Annotated in this window: 18 protein-coding genes; 1 reads left to right on the plus strand and 17 read right to left on the minus strand. The window is 69.1% G+C overall.

The genetic code is table 11. The features are described from left to right. Positions 1 to 31 precede the first annotated feature (31 nt). A complete protein-coding gene (locus M9917_RS05265; RefSeq protein ID WP_297251527.1) occupies positions 32 to 625 on the minus strand; it encodes a TetR/AcrR family transcriptional regulator in 594 nt (197 codons plus the stop codon). Positions 626 to 783: 158 nt separating this feature from the next. Next, a complete protein-coding gene (locus M9917_RS05270; RefSeq protein ID WP_297251528.1) occupies positions 784 to 2,265 on the minus strand; it encodes a cobyric acid synthase in 1,482 nt (493 codons plus the stop codon). A gap of 242 nt (positions 2,266 to 2,507) precedes the next feature. On the opposite strand from M9917_RS05270, the gene M9917_RS05275 reads away from it, so the two are divergent. Then, positions 2,508 to 3,656, plus strand: coding sequence for an aminotransferase (locus tag M9917_RS05275; protein ID WP_297251530.1), 1,149 nt, complete (start codon positions 2,508 to 2,510; stop codon positions 3,654 to 3,656). A gap of 4 nt (positions 3,657 to 3,660) precedes the next feature. Here M9917_RS05275 and M9917_RS05280 read toward each other — a convergent pair whose 3' ends face one another. From M9917_RS05280 to M9917_RS05350, 15 genes are all read right to left on the minus strand, one after another. Beyond that, complete coding sequence (locus M9917_RS05280; protein ID WP_297251532.1) at positions 3,661 to 4,968, minus strand: hypothetical protein; 1,308 nt, start codon at positions 4,966 to 4,968, stop codon at positions 3,661 to 3,663. 118 nt (positions 4,969 to 5,086) lie between these two features. Beyond that, positions 5,087 to 5,437, minus strand: coding sequence for a RidA family protein (locus tag M9917_RS05285; protein ID WP_297251534.1), 351 nt, complete (start codon positions 5,435 to 5,437; stop codon positions 5,087 to 5,089). Between the two features lie 114 nt (positions 5,438 to 5,551). Further along, a complete protein-coding gene (locus M9917_RS05290; RefSeq protein ID WP_297251536.1) occupies positions 5,552 to 5,998 on the minus strand; it encodes a YqaA family protein in 447 nt (148 codons plus the stop codon). Between the two features lie 32 nt (positions 5,999 to 6,030). Continuing rightward, positions 6,031 to 7,035 carry a type I pantothenate kinase gene (gene coaA / locus M9917_RS05295; protein ID WP_465246325.1) on the minus strand — a complete coding sequence of 335 codons (1,005 nt, stop codon included), beginning with the start codon at positions 7,033 to 7,035 and terminating at the stop codon, positions 6,031 to 6,033. A gap of 32 nt (positions 7,036 to 7,067) precedes the next feature. Next, the gene (locus M9917_RS05300; RefSeq protein ID WP_297251538.1) at positions 7,068 to 7,385 is read right to left on the minus strand and encodes a phosphoribosyl-ATP diphosphatase; all 318 of its coding nucleotides are present in this window, start codon (positions 7,383 to 7,385) and stop codon (positions 7,068 to 7,070) included. A gap of 181 nt (positions 7,386 to 7,566) precedes the next feature. Further along, positions 7,567 to 8,331: an imidazole glycerol phosphate synthase subunit HisF gene (gene hisF / locus M9917_RS05305; RefSeq protein WP_297251540.1), complete on the minus strand. Its 765-nt coding sequence runs from the start codon at positions 8,329 to 8,331 to the stop codon at positions 7,567 to 7,569. Beyond that, positions 8,328 to 9,080 (minus strand): 1-(5-phosphoribosyl)-5-[(5-phosphoribosylamino)methylideneamino]imidazole-4-carboxamide isomerase, encoded by a 753-nt coding sequence (gene hisA, locus M9917_RS05310; protein WP_297254718.1) that lies wholly within the window; start codon positions 9,078 to 9,080, stop codon positions 8,328 to 8,330. The genes hisF and hisA overlap by 4 nt, the downstream gene beginning before the upstream one ends. Then, positions 9,068 to 9,724: an imidazole glycerol phosphate synthase subunit HisH gene (gene hisH, locus M9917_RS05315; RefSeq protein WP_297251542.1), complete on the minus strand. Its 657-nt coding sequence runs from the start codon at positions 9,722 to 9,724 to the stop codon at positions 9,068 to 9,070. The genes hisA and hisH overlap by 13 nt, the downstream gene beginning before the upstream one ends. Next, positions 9,721 to 10,206 (minus strand): DUF2628 domain-containing protein, encoded by a 486-nt coding sequence (locus tag M9917_RS05320; protein ID WP_297251543.1) that lies wholly within the window; start codon positions 10,204 to 10,206, stop codon positions 9,721 to 9,723. The genes hisH and M9917_RS05320 overlap by 4 nt, the downstream gene beginning before the upstream one ends. Positions 10,207 to 10,278: 72 nt before the next feature. Further along, complete coding sequence (gene hisB, locus M9917_RS05325; RefSeq protein WP_297251545.1) at positions 10,279 to 10,866, minus strand: imidazoleglycerol-phosphate dehydratase HisB; 588 nt, start codon at positions 10,864 to 10,866, stop codon at positions 10,279 to 10,281. A gap of 72 nt (positions 10,867 to 10,938) precedes the next feature. After that, the gene (gene metZ, locus M9917_RS05330) at positions 10,939 to 12,135 is read right to left on the minus strand and encodes an O-succinylhomoserine sulfhydrylase (protein WP_297251546.1); all 1,197 of its coding nucleotides are present in this window, start codon (positions 12,133 to 12,135) and stop codon (positions 10,939 to 10,941) included. A gap of 116 nt (positions 12,136 to 12,251) precedes the next feature. Then, positions 12,252 to 12,992: a pyrimidine 5'-nucleotidase gene (locus M9917_RS05335; protein WP_297251548.1), complete on the minus strand. Its 741-nt coding sequence runs from the start codon at positions 12,990 to 12,992 to the stop codon at positions 12,252 to 12,254. Between the two features lie 148 nt (positions 12,993 to 13,140). Continuing rightward, on the minus strand, positions 13,141 to 14,037 hold the full coding sequence (argB, locus tag M9917_RS05340; protein WP_297251550.1) for an acetylglutamate kinase: 897 nt from the start codon (positions 14,035 to 14,037) through the stop codon (positions 13,141 to 13,143). Positions 14,038 to 14,122: 85 nt separating this feature from the next. Beyond that, the gene (locus M9917_RS05345) at positions 14,123 to 14,494 is read right to left on the minus strand and encodes a DUF423 domain-containing protein (protein WP_297251552.1); all 372 of its coding nucleotides are present in this window, start codon (positions 14,492 to 14,494) and stop codon (positions 14,123 to 14,125) included. Between the two features lie 7 nt (positions 14,495 to 14,501). Next, positions 14,502 to 15,254 carry a GTP-binding protein gene (locus tag M9917_RS05350; RefSeq protein WP_297251553.1) on the minus strand — a complete coding sequence of 251 codons (753 nt, stop codon included), beginning with the start codon at positions 15,252 to 15,254 and terminating at the stop codon, positions 14,502 to 14,504. Between the last annotated feature and the right edge of the window lie 39 nt (positions 15,255 to 15,293).

Raw genomic sequence — 15,293 nt, forward strand, 5'->3', positions numbered from 1 at the left:
CCGCGCGGTATCCCGCTCCCTCGGCGGCTTGTCAACGCGGCGGGCGGGCCTCCAGCGCGGCGAGCACGAAGCCGATCATCTTCTCCGGCGTCGGGCCGGGAATGCACTCGCATTGCGTGATCAGGAGCGGGTGCATGAAGCGGATCATCGCCGTGCGGATGCAGCCGGTGGCGTCGGCCGGCTCCATCGGCCGGAACTCGCCGCGCGCGATGCCGTCGGCGACCACGCGGCGCAGCACCGCATCGAAGCGCTCGATATGCGCGATGATCGCGTCCCAGCTCTCCTCCATCGCGGCGCAGACCATCTCCTGCATCCGGGCATGGCCGGCAAAGCGCGCGGCGTTCAGCCGGTGGGAGATCATCAGGATGTCGCGAAGCCGGCCGGCGGCGGGCCTGTCCTCGGCGGCGATCGCGGCGATCGCCTCCTCCTGCTCGCGCTTGTAGCGCTCCAGCACGGCCTCGTTGATGGCCTTCTTGGACTCGAAGAAACGGTAGACATTGGCCGGGCTCATCCGCAGGGATTTGGCGATATCCGCCACGGTCGTCTTCTGATAGCCGATATCGCGGAAGAAGCGCTCGGCCGTATCGACGATGATCTGCCTGGTATCGCGTTCGGGATGACTCACGGCGTCGCCGGCTGGGTTGTTGCGAATGGAAGCAAGGTTGTCGTTATGACGAATTTCGTCATTCGTCAATGTTATGGTGAATAAAGACTTTTACCTTGATATGCATCAAACGTCGCGCAGAAGCAGGCCGGGATGCCGCGGGCGGCATCCCTGATGCATTACCTTGCGGAAGCCCGCGTCCGGGCGAGAGCGAGCAGCGCCTGGGTGTCGAGATGGCGTTCGAGATGGCCGGCGAGCGCGTCCAGCGTGCGCTCGATCGTCTCCTCGTAGACGAGCCCCGAGGCGCCCCGCCGACCCACGATGGCGGCAAGCCTGCCGGCGCGCACTGCATCGCAGCCGAAGAGGCCGTGCAGATAGCTGCCGACGACGCGCCCATCCGGGCTCGCCGCGCCTTCCGCGCGGCCCTCGACCCGGAAGGGGGCGCGGATCGTATCGGCACCCTCGGTCCGGCCGAGATGGATCTCGTAGGCCCGGCCTTCGGCTGCGCTGCGGGAATCGAGGAAAGCGACCTCGCGCACCGTCTTTTCGGCGTCGAGCGTGGTCTCGACGTCGAGCAGGGCAAGGCCCGGCGCCTCTCCGGCCGGGCCTTCGAGCCCGAGCGGATCGCGCACCACCCGGCCGAGCATCTGGTAGCCGCCGCACAGCCCCAGCACATGGCCGCCCCGGCGGCGATGGCTGAGGATATCGATGTCCCAGCCTTCCCGGCGCAGCGCCGAAAGGTCGCGCAGCGTCGTCTTGGAGCCGGGCAGGACGACGAGGTCGGCATCGCCCGGCAAGGGCCGCCCCGGCCCGATCATGGCGAGATCGACATCGTCCTCGAGCTTCAGCGGATCGAGATCGTCGAAATTGGCGATGCCAGGCAGGACGGGGACGGCGATCCTGATCCGGGCCCCGGGCTTGCGGCCTGAGCGGAGGTCGAGCCCGTCCTCGGCCGGCAGGCGCGCGGCCTCGGCAAACCAGGGCACGACGCCGAGGCAGGGCCAGCCTGTGGCGGCGGCGATCGTGGCGACGCCGGGCGCGAAGAGTTCGACGTTTCCCCGGAAGCGGTTGATCGCGAAGGCGCGGATCATCGCCCTGTCATCGGCGTCGAGCACCGCATGGGTGCCGACGAGGCTCGCGATCACGCCGCCGCGGTCGATGTCGCCGACCAGCATGGCCGGCACGTCCGCGGCGCGGGCGAAGCCGAGATTGGCGATGTCGCGGGCGCGTAAGTTTGTCTCGGCCGGCGATCCCGCGCCCTCGACGACGACGAGGTCGGCGCCCTCGCCGAGGCGTGCGAAGCTGTCGAGGACCCGCGGCAGGAAATCGCCGCGCCGGGCGAAATCGCGCGAGGCGAGGCGGCCGGCGACCCGACCTTGCAGGATGATCTGGCTGCCCTCATCGCCTTCGGGCTTGAGCAGCACCGGGTTCATGTCGGGATGGGGCTCGACGCGGGCGGCGCGCGCCTGCAGCGCCTGCGCCCGGCCGATCTCGCCCGCGCCCGTCGCCGCGGCGTTGTTCGACATGTTCTGCGGCTTGAACGGACGCACCTTCAGGCCGCGATCGGCGAAGAGGCGGCACAGCCCCGCGACGATCAGCGACTTGCCGACATTGGAGCCGGTGCCGAGGATCATGAGCGCGGGAACGGAGGAGCGGGCCATGCGCCTGCTTAGAGCAAGGCGTGCCGTGACGGAACCGCGCCGTCAAACGGTTCGCCGGCCCGCTGCGGCAGCCTGCTGCGCCAAAGGGGCGAAGTCGCAACGGGCGTCCGCCGGGGCCGGCTGCAACCCAATGAATACTGATTTGTGACGAATGTCAATATTCATCACTCGCCGCAATATGACCGGGCCGGCGGCGCGTGCTACAGCCGGGCTTCCCGCCCTTCTCGAACCGGCCGGCCACGATGAATCCGATCCTTTCCGCGCTTCCCACCACCGTCTTCGAGGTGATGTCCCAGCTCGCCCGCGAGACCGGGGCGGTCAATCTCGGGCAGGGGTTTCCGGACGACCCCGGCCCGCTCGACGTGCGCCGCAAGGCGGCCGAGGCGGTGCTCGACGGCTGGAACCAGTATCCGCCGATGATGGGCCTGCCCGAGCTGCGTGAGGCCGCGGCCGCCCATTACAGGCACTGGCAGGGCCTCGACCTCGATCCCGGCAGCGAGATCATGGTGACGTCGGGCGCGACCGAGGCCATCGCCGGCGCGCTGATGGCGCTGGTCACGCCGGGCGACGAGGTCGTGCTGTTCGAGCCGATGTACGACGCCTATCTGCCGCTGGTGCAGCGCGCCGGCGGCATCCCGAAATTCGTGACGCTGACCCCGCCGCATTTCGGCCTGACCGAGGAGGCGCTGGCGAAGGCCTTCTCGCCGAAGACGAAGGTCGTGCTGTTCAACAACCCCCTCAACCCGACGGCGACGATCTTCAGCCGGGCCGATCTCGACCTGCTCGCCGATTTCTGCGTGCGCCACGATTGCATAGCGGTCTGCGACGAGGTCTGGGAGCATGTCGTCTTCGACGGGCACCGCCATGCCTCGGTCATCGGGCGGCCCGACATGCGCGAGCGCACCGTCAAGATCGCCTCGGCCGGCAAGATCTTCTCGCTGACCGGCTGGAAGGTCGGGCTCGTGATGGCGGCACCGGCGATCATGCGCGTGCTGGCCAAGGCGCATCAGTTCATCACCTTCACCACCCCGCCGAACCTGCAGAGCGCGGTCGCCTACGGCTTAAGCAAGGAGGACGGCTATTTCGACGGCATGCGCGCCGATTTCCAGCGCTCGCGCGACCGCTTCGCCGCCGGATTGCGGGGTTTGGGCTTTTCGGTGCTGCCGAGCGCCGGCACCTATTTCCTCAACGTCGACATCGCCCCGCTCGGCGAAAGCGACGACGTCGATTTCTGCCGCCGGCTGGTGACCGAGACCGGCGTCGCCGCGATCCCCGTCAGCGCCTTCTATGCTGAAAGCGCGGTCCGCAATGTCGTCCGCTTCTGCTTCGCCAAGCGCGACGCGACGCTGGATGCGGCGCTGGAGCGGCTCTCGGCCCGGCGGCCGCGCTGAACCTTCAGCCGCCGACCATCTTGGCCACGGCGGCGCCGGCGGCCGCGAGCCGCTTCTGCAGATCGGCCGCGACCGCGCCGCCATCGGCCGCGCCGCGCGCCGTCTCGGTCGCCGTCATCAGCTGGCCGAGCGCCTGCTGCGTCAGCCGCGTATCCTTGTTGCGCCGCGCGAGCTGGAGCATGGCCTCGGCCTGATTGGCCAGCGTCTGCGCCCAGAGCAGCGGGACCCGGTCCTGGCGGTGCTCCTCCAGCGCCGCGGCGAAGGCGGCGATCGCTTCCTCGATCACCACGGATTCGCTGTAGCGCTCGCCCATCGCGGCGAGGACGCCGCCCATCTGGTCCTGGAGCGCGGCCCAGCGCATCGGGTCGCGGCTGCGGTCGGTCGCCCTGGCGACGCGGTCGAGGCCGTTGAAGGCGCGCTCGAGCAAAGCGAGATCGCCGCGCTGCCCGCCGAGAGCGGCGCGCGCCCGCGCGATCATGTGCTCGGCCTCGAGCCAGCCGGCCTCGTCGTCGCTGCGCTGCCAGAGGGCGAGCGCCCCGGCATAGCTCAGGATCGCCTCCTCGAGCAGGCTTTCGTCCATCTCGGCGATGCCCAGCGCCACGGCCAGCCGGCCGCGCCTGAGCTTCAGCGCGCGCCACAGCGCCGGCGCCTCGTCGTGGCGCAAATTCTCGAGGCCGGCCCGGCAATGCCTCAGGGCCTCGCGGCTGAGCTTCGCCTCGCCGCCGAGGGCGGCAAGCCCGTCGAGCGCGGCGGAGAGCGCCTCCTGGGCCGTGGCGAAGGCGACGGCGTCCGCCAGGCTGCCCAGCCCCTCGAGCAGGCGGCGCAAGCTGGCGATGGCGGCGTCATAGCCGTCGCGGCCACCGAAATCCTCGCTGATCCGCCGCAGGGCCTTCGCCTGTTCGTGCGCGACATGCCGGCTGCGGCCGATATCGGCGAGGCCGATCAGGGCGGAGGCCTCGCCATAGCGGGCGGCGGCTTCGCGATAGGCCTCGGGCGTCGTGCGCAGGAAGCTGAGCGCCGCCCGGTCGGCCCGGTTCTCGCCGATCAGCAGCCGGCGTTCGAGCGGAAGCGCCGACAGGTCGGTGGAGCCGCCGATGGCGCTGAGCTCGGCCTGGGCGAGGGCCTTGTCGGCATCGGTGAAGCGGCCGGCGGCGATGGCCTTCGCCGCCTCGCCGCGCAAGCGCCGGATCGCCGCCTCGCCCATGGGCGCGGTGAGGCGCCGCGCCAGCGCCAGGAAATCGGCCGCCTTGCGGTCGAGCAGCGCTTCGTCCGGCAAGCCGGCGTCGGGGCGGCGCAGCCAATCGGCGACCATCGCCGCCAGAACGACCGGCGGGGCGCCGCAGCGCCCTGCGGCGCGTGCCAGGAGCGGAGCGATCTGGTCGGACTGGCTGATGGGAGCCTCCCGCTCCGGCCCGGATTGCCGGTTCGGCTTACTTCGCGGCGATGGCCGCGATCTCGACCGTGACCTGCGGCCCCGCGAGCCTGGCCTCGACCGTGGCGCGGCCGGGCGTCGCGCCGGCGACGACCCACTTGTCCCAGACGGCGTTCATCTCGGCGAAGGTCGCCATGTCGGCAAGCCAGATATTGACCATCAAGAGCTTCGACTTGTCGGAGCCGGCCTCGGCCAGGAGGCCGTCGATGATGTCCAGGATCTCCCGGGTCTGCTCGCCGACGCTCTTGCCGGCGGTCTTGTTCGCGACCTGCCCGGCCAGATAGACGGTGTCGCCGTGGACCACGGCCTTGGACATGCGCGGACCGGGCTGGATACGCTGGATGCTCATCGTCAAATCTCCTCGAACGGGCTTCGTCGCTGGTAGCCCGGCCCGGCCGGTTTCGCAAATGGTATGCGCCGGGTCCGGGTCAAGTTTTCGGCATGGCGCCAGCCGGGCCGAGGCTCAGGCGAGGCTCGCCCAGCCCGCCCAGAGCGCCGCATAGCGCCCGGCCTTGCCGAGGAGGACGATGAGGGAAAAACGCGCGAAGGGATAATTCAGCCAGCCTGCGACGAAGGTCAGCGGATCGCCGACCAGCGGCAGCCAGGCGAAGAGCAGGGCGGGCCAGCCGAAGCGGGCGAAGAGCGCCTGCGCCTGCGCGAAGCGCGCGGGACCCGGCCGCAGCCGCGCCGGCAGCCGCCCGGCGCCGTGGCGCGCGATCAGCCGGCCGAGCCACCAGTTGACGATCGATCCGGCGGTGTTCGCCAGGCTCGCGGTCAGGAACAGGGCGAGCGGATCGGCGCTCCCGGCCGCGACGAGCCCGAGGAAGACGGCCTCCGACTGCGCCGGCAGCAGCGTCGCCGCGACGAAGGCCGCGCCCGCCATCAGGACGAGGGAGGAGAAGGCTTCCATCGGGATCGCTACCGCGCCGGCCGGCAACGCCCTCACAGCCGCCGCAGGGAGACCTGCTGGATGCGGTGGCTCGCGCCCTTGGTCAGGATCAGGCTGGCGCGCTGGCGCGTCGGCAGGATGTTCTCCGTGAGGTTCGGCAGGTTGATGCCGGTCCAGAGCGTCTCGGCGATGGCGAGCGCCTCCTCCTCGCCGATCTCGGCATATTTGCGGAAGAAGGAGCGCGGGTCGCGGAAGGCCGTCTGGCGCAGCGTCATGAAGCGGTTGACGTACCAGCGGTGCAGGTCGTTCTCGTCGGCGTCGAGATAGACCGAGAAATCGAAATAATCGGAGACGAAGGGGATCACCGTGCCGTCCTTCGGCATCCGGCTGGGTTGCAGGACGTTGAGCCCTTCCAGGATCAGGATGTCCGGCCGCTCGACCGTCACGCTCCCGCCCGGCACCACGTCGTAGACGAGGTGCGAATAGACCGGGGCCGACACCGTCGGCTTGCCGGCCTTGACGTCGGAAAGGAAGCGCAGGATCGCCGTGCCGTCATAGCTCTCGGGAAAACCCTTGCGCTGCATCAGCCCGCGCCGCTCGAGCTCGGCATTGGGCAAAAGGAAGCCGTCGGTGGTGACGAGCTCGACCTTCGGCGTGTTCGGCCAGCGCGAGAGCAGGGCCTTCAGCACGCGCGCCGTGGTCGACTTGCCGACCGCGACCGAGCCCGCGACGCCGATGACATAAGGCACCTTGGCCTCGGATTCGGCCATCAGGAAGCGCTGCGTCGCCTTGAACAGCCCCTGCGTCGCCGCGACATAGAGCGAGAGCAGCCGCGACAGCGGCAGGTAGATCGCCACGATCTCGTCGAGCGAGATCGGGTCGTTGAGCGATTGCAGCTTGGCGAGGTCGTCGACCGAGAGCGTCAGCGGCTGGTCGGCGCGCAGATGCGCCCACTCGTCCCGCGAGAAGGTGCGATAGGGCGAGACCAGATCGCGTTCGACCGGGGTGACGGGGGGCTGGTCCATGACGCGGCCCACAATCCGGGTTTCGAGGTTCAAGGAAGGGTCATCCTGGCGAATTCTCGCGATGCTCAACCGGGCCGGGCCGCCTTTTCCGCCAGTCCGGAGCGGGCCGTGCGCGCCTCAAGCTGGCTCAAGACGTCTTGCAATGCAACATCACGGCTCCTGAGGACAACCAAAAGATGATAGAGGAGGTCGGCGCTTTCGGCGATCAGCTCGGCCCGGTCGCCCTTCACGGCGGCGATCACGGCCTCGAGCGCCTCCTCACCGAGCTTCCTGGCGGCCCGCTCCGGCCCGGCGGCGAGAAGCTTCGCCGTCCAGGATTCATCGGGCGAGGCGCCTGCGCGCTCGGCGACGCGGGCTTCGAGGTCGGCGAGGGTGAAGGTCATGTTCCTGAACCTTTGTCTGAACCTCTGTCATTCCGGGGCGTGCCGCAGGCGCGAACCCGGAACCCATGATTGCGTGAGACATCCGTCACCCGCTGGCTGACGGCTCGCCCGGTCGTGGGTTCCGGGTTCTTCGGCTCACGCGAAGCCCCGCAATGACAGGGAGAAGGAGCCCCGCCACGCCTCAGACCAGCCGCATCCTGAGACCCGCCTGCGCCATATGCGCCTTGGCCTGCCCGATCGTATAGGTGCCGAAATGGAAGATCGAGGCGGCGAGCACGGCCGAGGCATGGCCCTCACGGACGCCGGCGACGAGATCGTCGAGATCGCCGACGCCGCCCGACGCGATGACCGGGACCGGGACCGCATCGGCGATCGCCCGCGTCAGGCTGAGATCGTAGCCGACCTTGGTGCCGTCGCGGTCCATCGAGGTGACCAGGAGTTCGCCCGCGCCGAGCGAGACGACCTCGCGCGCGAAGGCGACGGCCTCGATGCCGGTGGCGTTGCGCCCGCCATGGGTGAAGATCTCCCAGCGGCCGGGGGAGACCTGCTTGGCGTCGATCGCGACGACGACGCATTGGCCGCCGAACTTCTCGGCCGCCTCGCGGACGAAGAGCCGGTTGGTGACGGCAGCCGTGTTGATCGAGACCTTGTCGGCCCCGGCGAGCAGCAGCGCGCGGATATCCTCGACCTTGCGCACCCCGCCGCCGACGGTGAGCGGCATGAAGCAGGCCTCGGCCGTGCGCGTCACCACGTCGAGCAGGATGCCGCGATCCTCGTGGCTCGCGGTGATGTCGAGAAAGCACAGCTCGTCGGCGCCGGCCGCGTCATAGGCCTTGGCGGCCTCGACCGGATCGCCGGCATCGACGAGATCGAGGAACTTCACGCCCTTGACGACGCGCCCGTCCTTGACGTCGAGGCAGGGGATGATGCGGGTCTTGAGCGTCATGCCGCCGCTCCCGTGCCGGCCGCCAGACGCTTCAGCGCGAGCGCGGGATCGATGCGCCCGTCATAGAGCGCGCGCCCCGTGATCGCACCTTCGAGGATTACGGCATCGGGCGCGCAAAGCCGCTCGATATCGGCCATCGAGGCGAGCCCCCCCGAGGCGATGACGGGAAGGGATACCGCTTTCGCCAGCGCGATCGTGCCCTCCCAGTTGATGCCCTGAAGCATGCCGTCGCGGGCGATGTCGGTGTAGATGATCGCGGCGACGCCGGCATCCTCGAAACGCCGGCCGAGATCGGCGGCGGCCAGCGTCGAGGTCTCGGCCCAGCCCTCGACCGCGACGAAGCCGTCACGCGCGTCGATGCCGACCGCGACCCGGCCCGGAAACGCCTTCGCCGCCGCGCGCACGAAGCCCGGATCGCGCACCGCCGCCGTGCCGATGATGACGCGCGCGACGCCCTTCTCCAGCCAGCCGGCGACGGTCTTCATGTCGCGGATGCCGCCGCCGAGCTGCACCGGGAAGGCGACGCGCTCAAGGATCGCCTCGACCGCCGCCGCGTTCATCGGCTTGCCGGCGAAGGCGCCGTCGAGATCGACGACGTGCAGCCAGCGGAAGCCCTGGCGCTCGAAGGATGCCGCCTGCGCCGCCGGATCGTCGTTGAAGACGGTGGCCTGCGCCATGTCGCCCTGCTTCAGCCGGACGCAGCGGCCTTGCTTCAGGTCGATCGCGGGAAACAGGATCATGGCGCCCAGCCCAGGAAATTGGCGATCAGCTTCAGCCCCAGCGTCTGGCTCTTCTCGGGGTGGAACTGCGTGCCGGCGATGTTGCCGCGCGCGACCATCGCCGTCACCGGCCCGCCATGCTCGGTGAGCGCCAGCACGTCCTCGGCCCGCTGCGGCACCAGCGCATAGGAGTGCACGAAATAGGCGTGCAAGCCCTGCGGGCCGGTCTCGATGCCGGCAAGCAGCGGGTGCTCGTCCTGCTTGTGCAGCGTGTTCCAGCCCATATGCGGGATCTTCAGGCTGGGGTCCTGCGGCCGGATCGGCGAAACATCGCCCGGAATCCAGCCGAGGCCCGGCGTGATCGTGTGCTCGAGCCCGCGCGTGGCGAGGAGCTGCATGCCGACGCAGATGCCGAGGAAGGGCCGGCCCTTGGCCATCACCACCTCCTCCAGCGTCTCGACCATGCCGGGGACGGCATCGAGCCCCCGCCGGCAATCGGCGAAGGCGCCGACGCCCGGCAACACGATCCGGTCGGCGGCGCTGACCACGGCGGTGTCGCTGGTGACGCGGATCACGGCGGCGACGCCGCTCTCCTCAGCCGCCCGCTCGAACGCCTTGGCGGCTGAGTGCAGGTTGCCCGAGCCGTAATCGATGATCGCGACGCTTTGGCTCATCGCCCCTGCGCCTCCGGGAAGAGGCCGATGATCGGCAGCGGCCCGCTCGGCCGCGCCACGGCGGGGGCTGTGGCCTCGATGCGCGGCGCGATCGCCTCGCCGGCGAGCGCCCGCTCGAAATAGCGGCGCTCGGCCTCGGGCAGGCTGCGCGCCTCGACCACGTCGGCGAGCCGCCAGCCCTTGCGGGCGAGCTTGCGCCGGGTGAGCTCGTTGCCCTCGATGCCGAGGAACAGCGCGATCGCCCAGTAGACCAGCGGGAGCGCGCTCGGATGCAGGCCGAAGCGACTGGTCAGCCAGATCAGCCCCGCCCAGAGCAGCACGAACAGCAGCGTCGCCAGCCACAGCCGCTTGCCGATGAGCCACAGCCCCGTGAGCAGGAAGGCGCCCCAGGCGAAGCTCTCGGGGATGAGCCGCGCCCGTTCGATCTCCTCGCGCCGGTCGCCCCCATCGGGCGGCGGCGTCATGACGGTGTAGAACGCCATGCGGACCTCCTAGAGCATTTTCAAGCGAAGCGGGTACCGGCTCGCGTGAAGAAAATGCGATAAAACAAAAGCTTACAGCGCGCCCTTGGTCGAGGGGACGCGGTCGCCCTCGCGCGGATCCAGCGCCAGCGCCTGCCTGAGCGCCCGCGCCAGCCCCTTGAAGCAGCTCTCGGCGATGTGGTGGGCGTTGTCGCCATAGAGCGTCTCGACATGCAGCGTGATGCCGGCGTTGATGGCGAAAGCCTGGAAGAACTCGCGCACCAGCTCGGTATCGAACGAGCCGATCTTCTGCGCCGCGAAGGCGGTGCGGAAGACCAGGAAGGGGCGGCCGGAGACGTCGACGGCGACGCGGGTCAGCGTCTCGTCCATCGGCAGATGCACGTCGGCATAGCGGCGGATGCCCTTCTTCGAGCCGAGCGCCTGTTTCAGGGCCTCGCCCATGGCGATGCCGGCATCCTCGACCGAATGGTGGTCGTCGATATGGGTGTCGCCCTTCACCGTGACCGAGAGGTCGATCAGCGCATGGCGGGCGAACAGCTCGAGCATATGGTCGAAGAAGCCGACGCCGGTCTTGATCTCGGCCTTGCCGGTGCCGTCGATGACGAGCGAGACCGCGATGTCGGTCTCGTTGGTGCGGCGCTTCACTTCGCCCGAACGCATGCTGGCCTCTCGGGGCTCGTTGGAAAACGGCACCGCTTTAGCAGGGGCGGACGGGGATGGCCACTGGCGCGCTCACACCTTCGCCAGCGCCCGATCCAGATCGGCGATCAGGTCGTCGGGGTGCTCCAGCCCGATCGAGAGGCGGATCAGCCCGTCGCTGATGCCCATGGCGGCGCGCACCTCCGGGGTGAAGCGCTGATGCGTCGTCGTCGCCGGATGGACGATCAGGCTCTTGGCGTCGCCGAGATTGTTGGAGATGCGGATGAGCCTGCAGGCGTCGAGCAGGCGATAGGCGCCTTCCCGGCCGCCGGGAACCTCGAAGGCGATCATCGTCGAGGGGCCGCTCATCTGGCGGGCGATGATCCCGGCCTGCGGATGGCTCTTGTGACCGGGGAAGATCACTTTGGTCGGCCTGGCGTGGTCGGCCAGCCAATCGGCGACCTTCATCGCGTTCTGCGCCGCCTTGCCGACGCGCAGCGGCAGCGTCTCCAGCGCCTTCAGCATCACCCAGGCGTTGAAGGGCGAGAGCACCGGGCCGGTCTGGCGCAGGAAATTCTGGATATCGGCCTCGATCAGCGCCTTCGAACCGAGGACGAGCCCGCCGAGGCAGCGGCCCTGGCCGTCGATATGCTTGGTCGCGGAATAGACGACGATGTCGGCGCCGAGTTCGAGCGGGCGCTGGAAAAGCGGCGTGGCGAAGACGTTGTCGACGACGAGCCTGGCGCCGGCCTCCTTCGCCACCGCGGCGACGGCGGCGATGTCGATCACTTCCAGCGTCGGATTCGCGGGCGATTCGAGGAAGAACAGCTTGGTGTTCGGCCTGACCGCCCGGCGCCACGCCTCGATGTCGGTGCCGTCGACCAGCGTCGATTCGACACCGTAGCGCGGCAGATGGTTCTCGATGATGTAGCGACAGGAGCCGAAGAGCGCGCTCGCCGCCACGACATGGTCGCCGGCTGCAACCGGCGCCATCATCGCCGCCGTCACGGCCGCCATGCCGGTCGCGGTGGCGCGGCAGGTCTCGGCGCCCTCGAGCGCGGCCATGCGCTCCTCCAGCATCGAGGTGGTCGGGTTGGAGAGCCGGCCGTACTGGAAGCCGGGATCGGTGTTCGTGAACCGGCCCTCGGCCTGGGCGGCGCTGTCATAGACATGGCCCTGCGTCAGGAACAGCGCCTCCGAGGTCTCACCGAACTGGGAGCGCAGGATGCCGTCATGGACGAGGCGGGTTTCGAGATGCAGCTTGGCTGCGGCGGTGTCCGATGCCGGCATGGGGCTCTTGTCCGTTCTTTATAACGAACAAGACTGGTAACAGCTCCGGCTAAATTCGTAAAGAAGAACGAATTGTCCTTCTTCGAAAACCCGCGCGAGAGAAAAATTCTCCGGCTTCAGGCCGGGCGTTCGTCAGGCCGTCCAAGCGGCGCGAGGAAGCCGGCGAGGTCGGCGGTGACGTGGTGGACGTGGCGCCCCTCGATTGCGGCCTGCTCCCAGGCTTCGCGGAAGGGATCGGGCGTGCTCGGCACGATCAGGACGGTCTGCATGCCGAGCGCGCTCGGCACGAGAAGGTTCTTCTCGATATCCTCGAACATCGCCGCCCGGCCGGGATCGACGGCGTGCTTCAAGAGGAAATGCTCGTAGGTCGAGCGCTCGGGCTTGGGGGTGAAGCCGGCCTCGACGATGTCGAAGATATCCTCGAAATGCTGGAGGATGCCGAGCTTGCCGGCGACGTTCTCGGCATGGCCGCGCGAGCCGTTGGTGAGGATCAGCTTGCGGCCGGGCAGGGCCGCGATCGCGTCGCCGAGGGCAGGGTTGGGGTCGAGCAGCGTCAGGTCGATCCGGTGGGCGAAATCGAGGAAATCAGCCGGATCGATGCCGTACTCCTCCATCAGCCCCTTCAGGGTCGTGCCGTAGCGCTGGTAATAATATTTCTGGAGCGCGCGCGAGGACAGGCCGTCGAGGCCGAACATCTCGGCGAGGAACAGCGTGATGCGCGCATCGACCTGCGGCCAGACCCGGGCCTCGTGCGAATAGAGCGTGTTGTCGAGGTCGAAGATCCAGTGATCGACATGGGCGAAGGCATCCGCCGTCAGGGGCGGGGGCGCAGCTTGTGTGTCGGCGGGCATTGTCATCGGACTCTGGAATGTGGCGAGCCGAAGTCTGCGCCGCAAGTCCTTGGCCAAGGCTTAACGGTGGCGGCGCTCGCCCCTCCTCCGCCGTCATCCCGGGCAAGCCGCGAAGCGGCGCCGATCCGGGACGACGGCGCGAGGAGAGATGGCCTCACCGCCGGATGATCGTGCCGGCGCCGGTATCGGTGAAGAGCTCGATCAGCGCGGCGTGCGGCACCTTGCCGTCGAGGATGACGACCGCCTCGACGCCCTTCTCCAGCGCGTAGATGCAGGTCTCGATCTTCGGGATCATGCCGCCCGAGATCGTGCCGTCGGCGATCAGGTGGCGGCATTCCTCGATCGTCAGCTCGGAAATGAGCTCTCTGTCCTTGTTCAGCACGCCCGGCACGTCGGTCAGCAACAGGAGGCGCTTGGCGTTGAGGGCGCCGGCGATCGCGCCGGCGAAGGTGTCGGCGTTGACGTTGTAGGTCTGGCCGTCCGCGGCGGCGCAGACCGGCGCGAGAACGGGGATCAGCTCGGCCTTCAGCACGGCGTCGAGCACGGCGGTGTCGACTGTCTCCGGCTCGCCGACGAAGCCGAGGTCCAGCACCTCCTCGATCTTGGAATCGGGGTCGACGACGGTGCGCGTCACCTTGCGGGCGGTGACCATGTTGCCGTCCTTGCCGCACAAGCCGATGGCGCGCCCGCCCTCGCGGGTGACGTAGCCGACGATCTCCTTGTTGACCGAGCCCGCCAGCACCATCTCGACCACCTCGACGGTGGCCGCGTCGGTGACGCGCAGGCCCTGCTTGAACTCGGAGCGGATGCCGAGCTTCTTCAGCATCGCCGCGATCTGCGGGCCGCCGCCATGGCAGACGACCGGCTTCAGGCCGGATTGCTCGAGCAGCACGATGTCCTCGGCGAAATCCTCGGCGGTCGCCGCGTCGCCCATGGCGTTGCCGCCGTATTTGATGACGATGATCTCCTGGTCGTAGCGCTGCATATGCGGCAGGGCCTGAACCAGGAGCTCGGCGGATTGCGACGGCGTCAGATGGGGATGGTCGGTCATGTCGGCAGGCTCCGCGCGGCCGCAGGAAGGGACGGCCGCGCTTCTAGCCGAACTTGCCCGGCGGCGGAAGGACGCCTTGCGAAGCTCAGCCGCGCCTGGCGGTCGCGGCGGCGACGGCAAGCCCGAGCCAGCCGGTGAGCATGAACCAGCCGCCGGTCGGCGCGGCGCGCGGGAACAGCGCCGCCCCGGCGAAGCCGCGCCGGGCGAGGTCCGCCGCGAACAGCGCCGCGCCGAACAGGATCGCCGAAAGCGCGATCCGCGCCAGCGTGTCGTGGAGATGCCCGCTCTTGCGCGCCGCGGTCGCGCCGATGACGGCGGAAGCGTGGAACAGCAGCATCTGCCCGGCCATCTGGATGGGGCCGGGATCGGGCGCGGCATGGGCGGCGGCGGCCATCAGCGCGACCCCTGTCAGGCCGATCAGGGCGGCGAGGACGAGGTGGATGCGCGTCGCGGTCATCGGCGGCTCAGCCATGCTCCGCCAGGACGCGGCCGATCGCGGCGCGCAGCTCCGGGATGCCCTCGCCCTTCTCGCTGGAGGTCAGCAGCACCTCGGGGAAGGCGGCCGGCCGGCGCTTGATCTCGTCATAGGTCGCCTCGGTCATGAACTGCTTGTCGGCGGCTTTGAGCGCATCGCCCTTGGTCAGCACGACCTGATAGGAGACGGCGGCCTTGTCGAGCGTCTCCAGCACGGCGCCGTCGACGTCCTTGATGCCGTGGCGGGCGTCGATCAGCACATAGACGCGCATCAGATTGGAGCGGCCGCGCAGATAGTCGTGGATCAGCCGCGTCCAGGCCGCGACCTTCTCCTTGCCGACCGCGGCATAGCCGTAGCCGGGCATGTCGACGATGGTCAGAGCATGGCGCGAAAAAGTGGGAACCGGCTTTTCGCTTAAGCCATGCTCCGAATTTCGAGAGCCGATCACGCTTTTCGCGTGATCGATGCGCTCGTCATGCCCGGCCTGGCGGAAGAAGTTGAGCTGCTGCGTGCGGCCCGGCGTATGCGAGGTGCGCGCCAGCGCGTTGCGCCGCGTCAGCGCGTTGATCAGGCTCGACTTGCCGACATTGGAGCGCCCGGCGAAGGCGATCTCCTGCCCGACCATCGGCGGCAGGTCGTCGATCTTCGTCGAGGCCCAGACGAAATCCCACGGCCCCTCGAAGAGCTTGCGGGCGGCCTCGATCTCCTCGGCGTCGTATGGCCTGGTCGTGGAGGTGGTCATGATCCTCTGAGGGCAGCCGGGCGCCGCGCGACTGCGGCT

This window comes from Bosea sp. (in: a-proteobacteria), assembly GCF_023953965.1.
Classification (GTDB): Bacteria; Pseudomonadota; Alphaproteobacteria; order Rhizobiales; family Beijerinckiaceae; genus Allobosea.